At 74.0% G+C, this 13256-nt stretch carries 13 protein-coding genes and 1 pseudogene; 4 read left to right on the top strand and 10 right to left on the bottom strand.

What is annotated here, in order from left to right:
* Positions 1-53: 53 nt before the first annotated feature.
* Positions 54-260 (bottom strand): hypothetical protein, encoded by a 207-nt coding sequence (locus ACFO0B_RS26150; protein WP_378615360.1) that lies wholly within the window; start codon positions 258-260, stop codon positions 54-56.
* Positions 257-1894, bottom strand: coding sequence for an acyl-CoA synthetase (locus tag ACFO0B_RS26145; protein WP_378615358.1), 1638 nt, complete (start codon positions 1892-1894; stop codon positions 257-259). Before ACFO0B_RS26145 ends, ACFO0B_RS26150 begins: the two co-directional genes overlap by 4 nt.
* Before the next feature lie 172 nt (positions 1895-2066).
* Between ACFO0B_RS26145 and ACFO0B_RS26140 the strand changes: the two genes are divergently transcribed.
* The gene (locus ACFO0B_RS26140) at positions 2067-2921 is read left to right on the top strand and encodes an oxygenase MpaB family protein (RefSeq protein WP_378615356.1); all 855 of its coding nucleotides are present in this window, start codon (positions 2067-2069) and stop codon (positions 2919-2921) included.
* A 1-nt stretch (position 2922) separates the two neighbouring features.
* Here the strand turns inward: ACFO0B_RS26140 and ACFO0B_RS26135 are convergent, their stop codons facing one another.
* The 4 genes from ACFO0B_RS26135 to ACFO0B_RS26120 all read right to left on the bottom strand — a co-directional run bounded on the left by ACFO0B_RS26135 (position 2923) and on the right by ACFO0B_RS26120 (position 7037).
* On the bottom strand, positions 2923-3753 hold the full coding sequence (locus ACFO0B_RS26135; protein ID WP_378615864.1) for a metal ABC transporter permease: 831 nt from the start codon (positions 3751-3753) through the stop codon (positions 2923-2925).
* A 35-nt stretch (positions 3754-3788) separates the two neighbouring features.
* Positions 3789-4526, bottom strand: a complete 738-nt coding sequence (locus ACFO0B_RS26130; RefSeq protein WP_378615355.1) for a metal ABC transporter ATP-binding protein — start codon at positions 4524-4526, stop codon at positions 3789-3791.
* The gene (locus ACFO0B_RS26125; protein WP_378615354.1) at positions 4523-5434 is read right to left on the bottom strand and encodes a metal ABC transporter substrate-binding protein; all 912 of its coding nucleotides are present in this window, start codon (positions 5432-5434) and stop codon (positions 4523-4525) included. The genes ACFO0B_RS26130 and ACFO0B_RS26125 overlap by 4 nt, the downstream gene beginning before the upstream one ends.
* Positions 5435-5495: 61 nt before the next feature.
* Positions 5496-7037, bottom strand: coding sequence for a sensor histidine kinase (locus ACFO0B_RS26120; protein WP_378615353.1), 1542 nt, complete (start codon positions 7035-7037; stop codon positions 5496-5498).
* A gap of 412 nt (positions 7038-7449) precedes the next feature.
* On the opposite strand from ACFO0B_RS26120, the gene ACFO0B_RS26115 reads away from it, so the two are divergent.
* The gene (locus ACFO0B_RS26115; protein WP_378615351.1) at positions 7450-8244 is read left to right on the top strand and encodes a DUF1206 domain-containing protein; all 795 of its coding nucleotides are present in this window, start codon (positions 7450-7452) and stop codon (positions 8242-8244) included.
* Here ACFO0B_RS26115 and ACFO0B_RS26110 read toward each other — a convergent pair.
* From ACFO0B_RS26110 to ACFO0B_RS26100, 3 genes are read right to left on the bottom strand one after another with little or no spacing between them, the layout of a single operon-like run.
* A complete protein-coding gene (locus ACFO0B_RS26110) occupies positions 8223-9164 on the bottom strand; it encodes a DMT family transporter (protein ID WP_378615349.1) in 942 nt (313 codons plus the stop codon). The two genes, ACFO0B_RS26115 and ACFO0B_RS26110, sit on opposite strands and share 22 nt — an antisense overlap.
* Positions 9165-9219: 55 nt before the next feature.
* Positions 9220-9810 carry a dihydrofolate reductase family protein gene (locus ACFO0B_RS26105; protein WP_378615347.1) on the bottom strand — a complete coding sequence of 197 codons (591 nt, stop codon included), beginning with the start codon at positions 9808-9810 and terminating at the stop codon, positions 9220-9222.
* Positions 9807-10619 carry a metalloregulator ArsR/SmtB family transcription factor gene (locus ACFO0B_RS26100; RefSeq protein ID WP_378615345.1) on the bottom strand — a complete coding sequence of 271 codons (813 nt, stop codon included), beginning with the start codon at positions 10617-10619 and terminating at the stop codon, positions 9807-9809. The genes ACFO0B_RS26105 and ACFO0B_RS26100 overlap by 4 nt, the downstream gene beginning before the upstream one ends.
* A 94-nt stretch (positions 10620-10713) precedes the next feature.
* Here ACFO0B_RS26100 and ACFO0B_RS26095 point away from each other — a divergent pair, with 94 nt between their 5' ends.
* Entirely contained in the window at positions 10714-11535 is an 822-nt protein-coding gene (locus ACFO0B_RS26095; protein WP_378615343.1) for an SDR family oxidoreductase, read from the top strand.
* A 359-nt stretch (positions 11536-11894) separates the two neighbouring features.
* Positions 11895-12710 (top strand): SGNH/GDSL hydrolase family protein, encoded by an 816-nt coding sequence (locus ACFO0B_RS26090; RefSeq protein ID WP_378615341.1) that lies wholly within the window; start codon positions 11895-11897, stop codon positions 12708-12710.
* 73 nt (positions 12711-12783) lie between these two features.
* Here ACFO0B_RS26090 and ACFO0B_RS26085 read toward each other — a convergent pair.
* Positions 12784-13256, bottom strand: a pseudogene (locus ACFO0B_RS26085) (lytic transglycosylase); the annotation flags it as partial.

Genomic DNA, 13256 nt, shown 5'->3' with positions numbered 1-13256 from the left:
CCGCCCGCGCGGGGTGGCCGAGGCCGTGCGCGCCGCCCTCGCCCGACCGACGCTTACCGCCCCTGCTTCGTCATGCTGGTGACCCGGACCGGCCCACTCCACCCGCAGGGCGAATCACAGACCCCGACCACCTCGCGCCTGGTACGCCCGTCGGCGACGACGGTGTGCAACCACGCGGTGGCGGGATACCCGCAGCGCGGGCACTTCCCGAAGTAGTCGAGGATCTCGGTGGCGGTCCGGCGCCCGACGGAGGCACTCATCCGGCGGTGTCCGCCCCGTACTCGCGCAGCGCCCGCCGCAGCAACTTCCCGGTCGCGTTCCGCGGTAGCTCGTCCAGCACGATCACCTCCCGCGGCACCTTGTGCCGCGCCAGACCCGCCCTGACGTAGTCCTTGATCTCCCGCACGTCCACCGACGCCCCCTCGACCGGAACCACGAACGCCCGCAACCGCTGCCCGAAATCCGCGTCCGGCACCCCGACCACCGCCGCCTCGGCGATATCCGCCCGCTCCACCAGCAGGTTCTCCACCTCGAGCGGGAACACGTTCTCCCCGCCGGAGATGATCATGTCGTCGTCCCTGCCGTCGACGAACAGCCGTCCCTCGGCGTCGAAGTGCCCCACGTCCCCGCTGGAGAGCAGCCCGTCCACGGTCTCCTTGGTCCGCCCGTCGGTGTACCCGGCGAAGCTCAGCCCGCTGGAGACGAAGATCGTCCCGACCACTCCGGGTTCGGTGATGCGCGCCCGCCGCTCGTCGTACAGCGCGACCCGGCATCCGACCGGCGGCCGCCCCACGGTGCCCGGCGCCAGCCGCATGTCCTCCGGCGTCGCCACCGCCGCCACCGCCACCTCGGTGGAGGCATACAGGTTGTACAGCACCTCTCCGAAGAGCTCGGCGGTCCGCCTGCTCAGATCCGGCGACACCGACGATCCGGCCGCGAAGATCACCCGCAGGGCAGAGGTGTCGTGCGCGGCCAGTTCGGCGGCGGGCAGGTCGACGATGCGCTGCAGCATGGTCGGGACGACCACCAGGCTCGCGGCCCGGTGCTCGGCCACCGCCGCCACCGTCCAGCGCGGGTCGAAGCGCCCCGGCCGCAGCACGACGGTGTTGCCGAGCGCCCAGCCCAGTCCGAGCTGGGAGAGCCCGGTGCCGTGGAACAGCGGCGCCGCCATCACCATGGCGCTGTCCTTCGGCAGCGGGATCCGGTCGAGGAACTGCGCCGACTGCAGCGGCGAGACCTTCTCCCGCGGCGCGCCCTTCGGCGTCCCGGTGGTGCCGCTGGTCAGGATGACCAGCCCGCCCGCCCTGGCCGGGGTCGGCAGCGGCTCGGGCGCGTGCGCGGCGACGAGCCCGTCCACGGTGAGCACCCCGGGCTCGGCCCCGTCCGACCTGGTGAGGATGCGCGCGATGGCATCCGGCGCCGCGGCGAGCAGGGGAAGGAACTCGGCGTCGAGCAGCAGCGCCGCGATCCGCTCGCGCACCGCGACCTCGGCCAGCTGCCGCCCGCCGAACCCGGTGTTGAGCAGCACGACCCGGGCACCGAGCTTCCCGGCCGCGGCCATCGCCAGCAGCATGCCGCGGTGGTCGCGGCAGAGCACGCCGAGCACGGTGCCCGCGCCGTGGCCGCCTGCGGCGAGGCCGCGGGCCAGCGCGTCCGAGCGGGAATCCAGCTCGGCGAAGGTCAGCCCGCCGCGATCGTCGATCACCGCGGTGCGCTCGGGCCAGCGCCGCGCCGCCGCGCGCAGCACCGTGGTGAACGGGCCGTAGCGGCTCGCGTCCCGCGCGGTGCGCAGGGTGTGGTCCGGGCGCAGCGGATCCAGCATGCCGCGCCGGACCAGCACGCTCGCCGCGGCGAGCGAATCGGTGAGCGGACGGGTCAGCTCCTGCAGCCGCACGGCGGTTCTCCCTCAGCGATGACGGATGGGTGCGCAGAGCGTAGCGCAGGAGCAGAATACTCATTCACTTATTTCGACATCCGGCGTCATCGGAGGCGCGATCGTTGTTGAACAGCTGATTACATGAGAGACTTGGTGCCAACTTGTTTCATCAACTCTCGGGAGGTCGGAGATGACCCGCTCGATCCAGCCGGTGCCCAGCACGCCCGGCGCCGAGCCGACGGACCGCCGCCGCTTCATCGCGGGTCCCGGCGCGCTGCTCGGCGGCCCGGCGAACGTGATCATGCAGCTGAGCCTGGCGCCGGTCGGCCGCGGCGTCGTGGAGAGCACGGTGGCCAGCGGCCGCTTCGACCTCCGGCCGCAGAAGCGCGGCCGCACCACGCTCACCTACCTCGCGGTCGCCATGCTCGGCACCGAGGAGGAGCGGGTGGCCTACCGCGAGGCCACCGATACTTCGCACCGCCAGGTCCGCTCGCAGCCCGGCGCCGAGGTGCGCTACAACGCCTTCGACCCGAAGCTGCAGCTCTGGGTGGCCGGCTGCATCTACCTCGGCACCGCCGACTCCTTCCGGCTGCTCTACGGCGAGCAGACCGAGGAGTTCTCCGACGCGCTGTACCGGGAGTCGGCGCGGTTCGGCACCACGCTGCAGATGCCCGCCGAGCTGTGGCCCGCCGACCGCGCGGCCTTCACCGCGTACTGGGAGTCCATGCTGCCGCAGCTCTCCATCGACGAGGGCGTGCGCCGCTACCTGCTCGACCAGGTGGTCGACCTCGGCCCGTACAGCCGGGTCCAGCAGCTGCTCGGCAAGCACGTGAACCGCTTCTTCACCACCGGCTACCTGCCGCAGTGGTTCCGCGACGAGCTCGGGCTGGACTGGGGGCCGCGCAGGCAGCGCGCTTTCGAGCTGATCATGCGCGGCCTCGGCTTCGTCATCCAGCGGCTGCCCGAGCCGTGGCCGCAGTACCCGCTGGACAAGCACCTGGCCGACATGCGGCGCCGGATCGCGGCGGGCAAACCGCTGGTCTGAGTCAGCCGGCGCGCACGGCCCGCCTGCGCCTGCGCGCCGCCGACCAGCGGGTGGCGATCAGCCCGTGCCGCGGCCCGACGAGGTAGACCGCGGCGAAGAGCACGCCCTGGGCGAGCACCACCATGCCGCCCGCCGAGGTGTCCCAGTAGTAGGCCAGGTACAACCCGGTCACCGCCGCGACGACGGCGAGCGCGGGCGCGATCAGCAGCATCCGGCCGAACCGGTCGGTGAGCAGGTAGGCGGTGGCGCCGGGGATGATCAGCATCGCCACCACCAGCACCACCCCGACCACCTGCAGCGCGGTCACCGCGGTGAGCGCGAGCAGCCCGAGCAGCAGCGCGCCGAGCAGCCGCGGATTCAGCCCGATGGCGTGCGCGTGCGTCGGGTCGAAGGCGTAGAGCGTGAGGTCGCGGCGCTTGGCCACCGCGGTCACGAAGACCACCGCGCCGAGCGCCGCGATCTGCCACAGATCCGAGGGGGCGACGCCGAGCAGGTTGCCGAAGATGATGTGGTTCAGGTCGGTCTGGCTCGGGGTCACCGAGATGAGCACGAGCCCCAGCGAGAACAGCGTGGTGAAGACGATGCCGATGGTGGCGTCCTCCTTGACCCGGCTGGTGTCGCGCACCACCCCGATCAGCGCCACCGCCAGGAAGCCGAAGACCACCGCGCCGAGCGCGAACGGCGCGCCGATGATGTAGGCGAGCACCACCCCGGGCAGCACCGCGTGCGAGACCGCGTCGCCCATGAGCGACCAGCCGATCAGCACCAGCCAGCAGGACAGGATCGCGCAGACCACCGAGGAGATCACGGTGGCGGCGAGCGCGCGCACCATGAAGTCGTAGGCGAACGGGTCGAGCAGCAGGTCGATCACCGGGCGCCGCCCGCCATCGGGTCCAGGCCGAAGGCGCGGACCAGGTTCTCCGGGCGGATCACCTCGTCGATGTCGCCGTGCGCGAGCACCTTCCGCATGAGCAGCACCGCCTCGTCGGCCAGGTTCGGGAGCGCGTGCAGGTCGTGCGTGGAGATCAGCACGGCCGCGCCGTCGGCGGCCAGCTCGCGCAGCAGCGCGGTGATGGTGGCCTCGGAGCGCTTGTCCACCCCGGCGAAGGGCTCGTCCAGCAGCAGCACCGACGCCCCCTGCGCGATGCCGCGCGCGACGAAGGCGCGCTTGCGCTGCCCGCCGGAGAGCTGCCCGATCTGCCGGTGCGCCAGGCCGGCGAGCTCGACCCGCTCCAGCGCGGCGTCCACCGCCGCCCGGTCCGCCGCCCGCGGCCTGCGGGTGAACCCGAGCCGGCCGTAGCGTCCGGTCATGACCACCTCGCGCACGGTGATCGGGAAGGCCCAGTCGATCTCCTCCGACTGCGGCACGTACCCGACCAGCCCGGCCCTGCGGGCCGCCGCCGGGGTGTCGCCCGCGATCCGGACGGTGCCGGTGTCCGGGGTGAGCATGCCCATGATCGCCTTGAACAGCGTCGACTTGCCCGAGCCGTTCATCCCGATCAGCGCGCAGACCCGGCCGCGGGCCAGCTCCAGCGAGGCGCGCTCCAGCGCGAGCACCTCGCCGTAGTGCACGGTGACGTCGCTGACCGCGATGGCCGGGGTCATCGGGCGGCGCTCCCGGTCAGCCCGGCCACCACGGTGTCCGCGTCGTGCCGGATGAGCTCGAGGTAGGTGGGGACCGGCCCGTCCGGCTCGGAGAGCGAGTCCACGTACAGCACCCCGCCGAGCCGGGCGCCGGTCGCCGATGCCACCTGCCGCATGGGGTCGTCGGAGACGGTGGACTCGCAGAACACGGCGGGCACCGCGGCCGAGCGGACGAACTCGATCACCCCGGTCACCTGCTGCGGGGTGGCCTGCTGCTCGGCGTTCACCGGCCAGATGTAGCGCTCGGTGAGCCCGGCGTCGCGGGCCAGGTAGGAGAAGGCGCCCTCGCAGGTCACCAGCGCGCGCTGGGTCGGCGGCAGCGCGGCGAGCCGGGTCACCAGGTCGTCCTGGACCTGCTGCAGCGCGGTCCGGTAGGCGGCGGCGTTGGCGGCGTACTGCTGCGCGCCGTCGGGGTCGAGCTCGGTGAAGGCGCGGGCCAGGTTGTCGGCGTAGAGCTGAACGTTGAGCGGGCTCATCCAGGCGTGCGGGTTCGGCTTGCCCGCGTAGGCGTCCGCGGCGATGTCGATGGTCCGCACCCCGTCCGAGGCGACCACGTGCGGGACGTCGAGGTCGGCGACGAACTTGGCGAACCAGGCCTCCAGGTTCAGCCCGTTGTCCACGATCAGATCGGCCTGCGCGGCCCGCCGGATGTCGCCGGGCGTCGGCTCGTAGCCGTGGATCTCCGCGCCCGGCTTGGTGATCGACTCCACCCGCAGCCGGTCGCCCGCGACGTTGGCGGCGATGTCGGCGAGCACGGTGAAGGTGGTGAGCACCACCGGGCGCCCGTCGTCGTCGCGCGCGCCGACCCGGTCGCAGCCGGCGGTGGCCAGCCCGAGCGCCAGCACGACGAGCAGCACCATCCGATTCATGGAGCCATCATAAGTTCGGCTTCCCGAACTCGAAAGCGCGGGTGGCGGAACTCTCGGTGCGCTACCCCGCCGCGACCGGCACCGTGAAGCGGAACCGGGCGCCCCCGGTGTACTCGGTGTCCAGCTCGATCCGGCCGCCGTGGAACTCGACGATCTTGCGGCAGATGGCGAGCCCGAGCCCGGTCCCCCCGTACTCCTCCCGGTTGTGCAGCCGCTGGAAGATCACGAACACCTTGTCCGCGAACTCCGGGGGCACGCCGATCCCGGTGTCGCGCACCGCGAAGTGGTGCGTGCCGTCGCGCTCCTCGTGCTCGATCACGATCTCCGGTTTCCGGCCGGGCGCCGCGAACTTCACCGCGTTGCCGAGCAGGTTCTGCCAGAGCATCTCCAGCAGCGTCGGATCGCCGACCACGGCGGGCAGCCGCTCCGGCCGCTGCACCGTCGCGCCGGACTCGGCGATCGCGGAGCCGAGGTTGTGCAGCGCCCGGTCCAGCACCGGATCCAGCTCCAGGCGCTCGGTGCGGTCGTTCACCCGGCCGACCCGGGAGAAGGTGAGCAGATCGGTGATCAGCACCTGCATCCGCTTGGCGCCGTCCACCGCGAACTCGATGTACTGGCGGCCGCGATCGTCCAATTCATCGTCGTAGCGCTTCTGCAGCAGCTGACAGAAGGATGCGACCTTGCGCAGCGGCTCCTGCAGGTCGTGCGAGGCGACGTAGGCGAACTGCTCCAGCTCCTGGTTGGAGCGGCGCAGCTCGACGGTCTGGGCATCCAGGTCGGCGGCCTGCCGCACCAGGGTGGCCTCCTGCTCGCGGGCCGAGCGCAGCTCGGTGACGATCCGGCGGCGCATGTCCTCCACCGCGGCCCCGACGGTCGCGATGTCGGCCGGGCCGCGCGCGGCGATCCGGTGCTCGAAGTCCCCGCCCGCCACCCGCAGCGAGCTGCGCTGCAGCTCGGCGAGCGGCCGCACCACCAAGCCGCGCACCAGCACCGTGAGCAGCACCGCGGCCAGCACGAAAACCACGACCAGGCCGCCGAGCAGCAGGTTGCGGTTGTCCCGGTTGTGGTACATGGCGGTGCGCTCGGTATCGAGGGCGACCGCGAGCCGGTCGGCCTGCCCGGTGAAGCCGGCGCGGACCGCGTCGAAGAGCTGCCGCCCGTCGGCGGCGGCGGCGCGGGCGCGCTCCGGTGCGGCGGTGACGGTCTCGGCGTAGCCGGTGCGCCAGCGGAGGGCGCTGGCCTCCACCGCGGCGAGGTCGGCGAGCGCGTCGGGGCGGTCGGCGAGCAGCCCGCGCAACCTGCTCAGCGCGCGCACCTCGGCGTCCCGGCCGGCGCCGTAGGAGCGCAGCGCCACCGAGTCGGCGCCGATGGCGTAGCCGCGCACGCCGTTCTCCTGGTCGATCAGCGCCGCCTGCAACCGGTAGCTCTCCGCGAGCGCGGGCTGCAGTTTGCCGATGACCAGGGTGGAACTCACTGTGGTGCGGGCGATCATGCTCGCCCCCGCGACCGCACCGGCGAGCACGATCACCACCATCGAGCCGAGCACGAGCTGGAACCAGGTCTCGACGGTCAGCCGGGTCGTCCCCCGGGCACGGGTATTCATGGTGTCGTCCAAGCTCTCGAATCGCAGCTGACCGCGCCACCGGTATCGAGCGCCTGCGGACACTCTGCCACACCGCCGACACGCCGGTGGGGCGGTGCCGTCCACGGGGCTTGCACCCCGCGCCGCGCACGGTTGTCGCGGGGTCGCGGTGCAGCACAGCAGGGCTTTTCACCGTCGCGGCGGAGTTATGCAAGTGCCGCATGGGATGTCGGGTACGCGGCACCTCGTGTCACGCAGCCGGAAGTGGGCATGCCCCGCAGCACAGAGAGTGAAGGAGCTCAGCATGTTCCAGCGTGCCAACACATATCGGCGCCGTGATCGATCGGGCGGACGGCGCCGGGGCGCGAACCGGACGACCGGAAGGCGCTCCTGGCGCCGGGGCGGCGGGGGCGGGGCCCGCGGCCGCAGCACCGTGAGCAACAGCCGCGGCCTGGAGAAGGTGGCCCGCTTCGGCTTCATCGCCCGCGGGATCGCCTACATCGTGCTCGGCGTCCTCGGCTTCATGCTCGCGGTCGGCACCGCCGAGCACTCGGCCAACGAGGTCGGCGCGCTGGCCGCGCTCTCCGAGCAGCCGCTCGGCTACCTGCTGCTGTGGATCCTGGTGTTCGGCTTCGCCGCGCTCGCGGTGTGGCGCTTCACCCAGGTGGCCACGGCCGGGCGCACCGTCTCCGGCGGGCACCGGGCCTACGCGGCCGTCGCGGGCATCTTCTACGCCCTCGCCTTCTTCTTCACCCTGCGCTTCGTCGTGAACGGCAGGCTGCCCGCACCCGGCGAAGTGGTGGCGCGCGACTTCACCACCCGCATCCTGGCCTGGCCCGGCGGCCAGGTCGTGGTCGCGCTGCTCGGCATCGCGGTGCTCGCCTTCGGGCTCCTGCTCATCGTGCGCGGCGCCCGGCTGCACTTCACCGACGACCTGCGGATGGGCTGGATGACCCGCGGTTCCCGGACCGCGGCGGTCTGGCTCGGCCGGGCCGGCTACATCGCCCGCGGCGCCGTCGTCGCCGCGATCGGCCTCGCCGCCCTGGTGGCCGCGCTGAACTACGACCCGGCGCAGGTCGAGGGCGTCGACGGCGTGCTGCGCGACTTCGCGGGCACCCCGTTCGGCCCGTGGCTGCTCATCCTGATCGCGCTGGGGCTCATCGCCTTCGGGCTGCTGTCCTTCCTGGAGGCGCGGCACCGCCGCACCTACGGCGGCGTCCCGGTCTGATCTCTCTCCTCGAGCGGCCCGGCGGTCTGCACCGCCGGGCCGCTCCGCGTTCTCGGCCCGCTGCGCGCCACCGCGACCCCGGCCAGGCAGAGCACTCCGCCGAGCAGCGCGAGCGGCACCGGCACCTCGCCGAGCGCGAGCCAGGAGCCGAGCACCACCAGCGCCGGAACCGCGTAGGTGGTCACCCCCATCCGCCCCGCCGTGGTCCTGGCCAGGGCATAGGCCCAGGTGGTGAAGGCCAGCGCGGTCGGGAAGACACCGAGGTACAGCACGCTCAGCGTCGCGGCGGGCGGCGCCGCGCCGACCTCGCGCACCAGTTGCCCGGCGAAGGGGAGGCAGGCGAGCGCGCCGACCACGCAGCCGCCGGTGGTGACCTGCAGCGCGGAAGCCACCGCCAGCGCGGGCTTCTGCACGATGGTGGAGATCGCCCAGGTGATCGCGGCGAGCACCGCGAGCAGCACCCCGGCCGCGGCGCCGCCCTGCGCGGTGCCGAGCCCGACCACGATCGCGCCCGCGAAGGAGACCGCGATCCCACCCAGCAGCCTGCGCGGGAACCCCTCCCCCAGGAACGCCCCGCCGAGCAGCGCGATCAGCACCGGCCCGATGTTCACCACCATGGCCGCGGTACCCGCGTCCACGTACTCCTCGCTCCAGTTCAGCGCCACCATGTAGACGCCGAACCAGAGCACCCCGGTGATCGCGATCGCGCGCCACGCCGCGCGCGGTGGCAACCCCTCGCCCACCACCAGCAGGATCAGCAGCAGCGTCACGGCCCCGGCCAGTAGCCGGCCGAGCGCCAGCGCGCCCGGCGAGAAGTGCTCGCCCGCCGCCCGGATGAAGACGAAGGCCGAGGCCCAGAGCAGGACCGTCGCCCCGGCCGCCGTCGCGGCCCGCTGCCCCTCGGTTCCGATCGCGCGCATCCGCCGAACCTAACCCGCGAAGCGGCCCCCCGTCGCGCGGGTTTCGGCCTTCGCGCTACCGGACCCGGTCGTAGACCAGGGCCAGCTCGCCCAATTCGCCCGCCTCCTGCCGGGTCTGCGTCCAGCGCGAGCGGGGCAGCCCGTCGGTGAACAGCTGCTGCCCGCCGCCCGCGATCTCCGGGCAGATCGTCAGGTACAGCCGGTCCAGCAGGTCGGCGGCGAGCAGCGGCCGGATCAGGCTGGCGCTGTTGTTGACCAGGATGTCGCCGGTGCCATCGGATTTCAGCTCGGCCACCACCGCCTCGACCGGGGCGGCGCGCACCCGGGTGCGCGGCCACGGCGCCGCGGTCAGGGTCCGGGAGAGCACCACCTTCTCGGTCTCGACCAGCCAGGCGGCGTAGCCGCGGTCGCGCGGGTCGGCGTCCTCGTCGTCCGCGACCGACGGCCAGTAGCCGAGGAACCCCTCGGCGTTGCGCCGCCCGAGCAGAGCCGTGGTGGCACCCCCGTGCAGCCGGGCGAGGTGGTCGCGGGCGACGTCGGAGGTGGCGTAGCGAACGATGGCGCCGAGGTCGCCCGGGCCGTCCGGCCCGCTGTAGCGGCCGTCGAGGGTGAGGCTGATATCGGCGCGCACACGGCGTCCGGTCATGCGGGGGTCTCCTTCGAACGGGTGCCGACGGCGTCGGCGAGATTGTCGAGCACCTGGCCCCAGCCGGTCTCGATTCCGGCGATGGCCGGGACGGCCTCGACGGTGGTTCCGGTGACGCGCACGGCGACCCGCAGCCGGGTGCCCGCCGCCGCCGGTTCGAGGGTCACGTCGTAGTGGCCGGTGAAGGTCGTGCCGCCCGCCGGGTCGAGCACGGACAGCTCGAACTCCAGCAGCTCCTCCGGAGTCGCCCGGCGCACCCGGCCCGCGGAGCGGTAGCGGCCCTCGGCGTCGCGGTACTCGAGCACCGCGCGCCCGCCCGCCACGGGCTCCAGCACGGCCTCGGTGACGGTGAGGGAGGGCGGCGCCCACCAGGCGGCGAGCAGCTCCGGCTCGGTCCAGTAGCGCCAGACGGTCTCCCGCGGTGCGGGGAGGAGCCGCTCGAAGGCGTAGGCGCGGCCGTCGGCCCACCGGCTCCGGTCCGCGATGGCGGCCTCGGCCTCGATGGCGGCGCGATACCGCGCGATGACGTCGCGCTCGCCCGCTTGCACCGCGGCCGTGGCGACCAGCGCGCGGAGCCGATCGGTCAGCGCGCCCAGCACAGCGGGCTCGAGCGCGTAGACCCGCCGCTGCCCGAGCGGGACCACGGTGACCAGCCCCGCACGAGCCAGGGTCTGCAGGTGCTTGGTGGCCTGCGGCTGGCGCAGCCCGGTGCGTTCGGCGAGCTCGCCCACCGAGCGCGGACGTTCGGCGAGCAGCTCCACCAGCCGCCAGCGAGCGGGATCGCCGAGCGCCGCCGCGATCTGTTCCATACGGCAAAGCATTCACTGTCCGGAATATTCTTGTCGAGGAATACTGCCGCGAAATCCAGTTGCCGTCGCGCGTCTCCCGGGTTCCGATGGGGCCATGCCCCTTCCCCGCGATCTCACCGGCCGCGTCGCCGTGGTCACCGGCGTCGGCCGCCGGGCCGGTATCGGCTTCGCCGTCGCCCGGCGGCTCGCCGAGCGCGGCGCCGCGCTCTACCTCGCGCACTGGCGCCCGCACGACGAGCGGCAGCCGTGGGGCGCCGACGACACCGACGCGCTGCGCGCCGAACTCGCCGCCACCACGACGGTGATCGACCGCGCTGCCGATCTCGCCGTCCCCGACGCCGCGCACCGGCTGATCGAGGACGCCGTCGCCGAGTTCGGGCACCTCGACATCCTGGTCGCCAACCATGCCCGCAGCGGCGGCGACGGCACGCTGCTCGAGGTGGACGCCACCATGCTGGACGGACACTGGGCGGTCGACGCGCGCTCGGTGCTGCTGCTCACCCAGGCGTTCGCCCGGCAGTACCGGCCGGAGCGCGGCGCGGTGCCGGATCGCGGCCGGGTCGTCTGGCTCACCTCCGGCCAGCACCTCGGCCCGATGCCGGGCGAGATCGCCTACGCGGCGGCCAAATCGGTGCTCGCCGGGCTCACGCCGACGGTGGCGGCCGAGCTCATCGAGCGCGGCATCGTGCTGAACACCGTCAACCCGGGCCCGGTCGACACCGGCTACCTCTCCCCCGGCAGCACCGACCTCGACCCCGCCCTCGCCGCCGCCGTGCACGCCGCCTTCCCCCGCGGCCGGGCGGGCGAACCGGACGATCCGGCCCGGCTCATCGCCTGGCTGATCTCCGACGAGGGCCGCTGGATGGTGGGCCAGGTCCTCGACTCCGAGGGCGGCTTCCGGCGCGCCCGCTGGTAGCGGAGAACAGACCGCCGGTTAGAGTGGCTGCACGGATGCCGGTCCGGGGAGTTCCGGCGCCTGGCGCGAGGAGAGCAGCCGATGAGCGATCGGCCCCGTTCGACCGCGGTGCCCGGAGCAGGTTCGCGCACCGCCGCCGACGGCCGCGCTCCGGTACGCCGGTTTCCGGTCATCGCGATACCGCGCGACCGAGCGCGATTCCGGCCGGCCCCGCGAGACCGAGCGCGATTCCAGCCAACCCCGCGAGACCGAGCGCGGCTCCGGCCGGCCCCGCGAGACCGGGCGCGATTCCAGCCGGTGCCGTACGGCCTCGCGGTCGGAGCCGCGACGGCCCGCCCCGCAGGGCACGGGTGGTGACCGTGGCACAGCTCTCCGACGACCGGATCGCCGACGCGCTCGCGCCCTGGCGCGGCCGCCGCTACGTCGCACTCGGCAGCTCCTTCGCCTCCGGACCCGGTATTCCGCCGCGCGCCCCCGGCTCGGTGCGCGCGGCGGGCCGCTCCAGCCGCAACTACCCGCACCTCATCGCGGGCGCGGCCGGGCTGCGGCTCACCGATGTCACCAGCTCCGGCGCGACCTGCGCGCACATCCTGCACGAGCGGCAGCACGGCAGCCCCCCGCAGCGCATGGCCGTCACCCCGGACACCGAGCTCGTGACGGTGACCATCGGCGGCAACGACATCGGGTTGACGGCGTTCCTGATCGCCCGGCGCATGCCGTCGCCGGTGCGGCTGCTGCCCGCCGCCCGCCGCTCCGCCGACGAGGCGGCCACCGGCCGCGCGCTCGGCGGGATCGGGAAGCGGCTGAACCGGGTGTTCGGCACGGTGCGCGACCAGGCACCGAACGCACGTTTGCTGGTGGTGAACTATCTGTCGGTACTCGGCCCGCCGCGACCCGACGAACCGCCCACCGACCGGCACTACCGCTACCTGGCGGAGTCACTCGCCGACCGCACCGCCGCGGCCGCGGAGCGGGCAGGGGCGCACCTGATCGACGTCCGCACCCCGAGCCTCGCGCACGCCCCCGGCTCCCCCGTCCCGTGGACTTCGGACTTCTTCGTCCCGGTACCGGGCCGCCCCGCGCACGGCACACCCTGTCACCCCACCGCCGCGGGCATGGCCGCGGTGGCCGACCTCGTACTGGTCCGGCTACGAACCCTGACCCCGGTCGGCTGACGCGCCCGGCGCGCCCGGCCGTGGCCGCCCCCGCCACGCCATCCCCGCCGCCCGGCAGCGTCGGCAGACAGCGTTACGGGGCGGGGGCGGGCGGGACCGGGAACGGGATGGTGATGCCGAAGGGGAGGACGAGGCCGGGGGGCGGCGGCGTCGCCGCGTCCGGGCCGGGGGCGACCGGCTGCCCGTCCGGGCCGAACTCCACCGGCGCGGGCCCCTGCGGCGCCACCTGCTGCGGGGCGGGAGCGGGCACCGCCGCACGCGGCAGCTCCTCGGCGCGCGGCCCGGGCTCACCGGGTTGCACGGCGGGCGGCGGGGGCGGCGGGCAGAAGAACCCGCACGGGATCGGCGGCAGCCCGGGGATGGTGATCATCGGCTCGGGGACCGCGGCGGGCGTCGGCGTCTGCACCGCCTGCTCGAGCGGCAGCCCCTCCGGCGCCTCCGCGGGCAACGGACCTGGCACCGGCCCCGGCGCGGAGGCGGCGAGCACGCCGGGCGCGGTCCCCCAGCCCCCCGACCCCGGAACGATCGCCTCCGGCGACACCCGCC

It is taken from the genome of Nocardia jiangsuensis (assembly GCF_042650385.1).
GTDB classification, from domain to species: Bacteria; Actinomycetota; Actinomycetes; order Mycobacteriales; family Mycobacteriaceae; genus Nocardia; species Nocardia jiangsuensis.
This window is presented reverse-complemented; position numbering and strand designations above follow the sequence as displayed.

What these genes read in the sequence shown, in the direction of transcription:
- ACFO0B_RS26100 (WP_378615345.1), bottom strand. Translation starts at nt 10,619, where the DNA reads ATGGAACAGATCGCGGCGGCGCTCGGCGATCCCGCTCGCTGGCGGCTG.
- ACFO0B_RS26125 (WP_378615354.1), bottom strand. Translation starts at nt 5,434, where the DNA reads ATGAATCGGATGGTGCTGCTCGTCGTGCTGGCGCTCGGGCTGGCCACC.
- ACFO0B_RS26150 (WP_378615360.1), bottom strand. Translation starts at nt 260, where the DNA reads ATGAGTGCCTCCGTCGGGCGCCGGACCGCCACCGAGATCCTCGACTAC.
- ACFO0B_RS26110 (WP_378615349.1), bottom strand. Translation starts at nt 9,164, where the DNA reads ATGCGCGCGATCGGAACCGAGGGGCAGCGGGCCGCGACGGCGGCCGGG.
- ACFO0B_RS26095 (WP_378615343.1), top strand. Translation starts at nt 10,714, where the DNA reads ATGCCCCTTCCCCGCGATCTCACCGGCCGCGTCGCCGTGGTCACCGGC.
- ACFO0B_RS26135 (WP_378615864.1), bottom strand. Translation starts at nt 3,753, where the DNA reads ATGGTGCGCGCGCTCGCCGCCACCGTGATCTCCTCGGTGGTCTGCGCG.
- ACFO0B_RS26130 (WP_378615355.1), bottom strand. Translation starts at nt 4,526, where the DNA reads ATGACCCCGGCCATCGCGGTCAGCGACGTCACCGTGCACTACGGCGAG.
- ACFO0B_RS26140 (WP_378615356.1), top strand. Translation starts at nt 2,067, where the DNA reads ATGACCCGCTCGATCCAGCCGGTGCCCAGCACGCCCGGCGCCGAGCCG.
- ACFO0B_RS26120 (WP_378615353.1), bottom strand. Translation starts at nt 7,037, where the DNA reads ATGAATACCCGTGCCCGGGGGACGACCCGGCTGACCGTCGAGACCTGG.
- ACFO0B_RS26105 (WP_378615347.1), bottom strand. Translation starts at nt 9,810, where the DNA reads ATGACCGGACGCCGTGTGCGCGCCGATATCAGCCTCACCCTCGACGGC.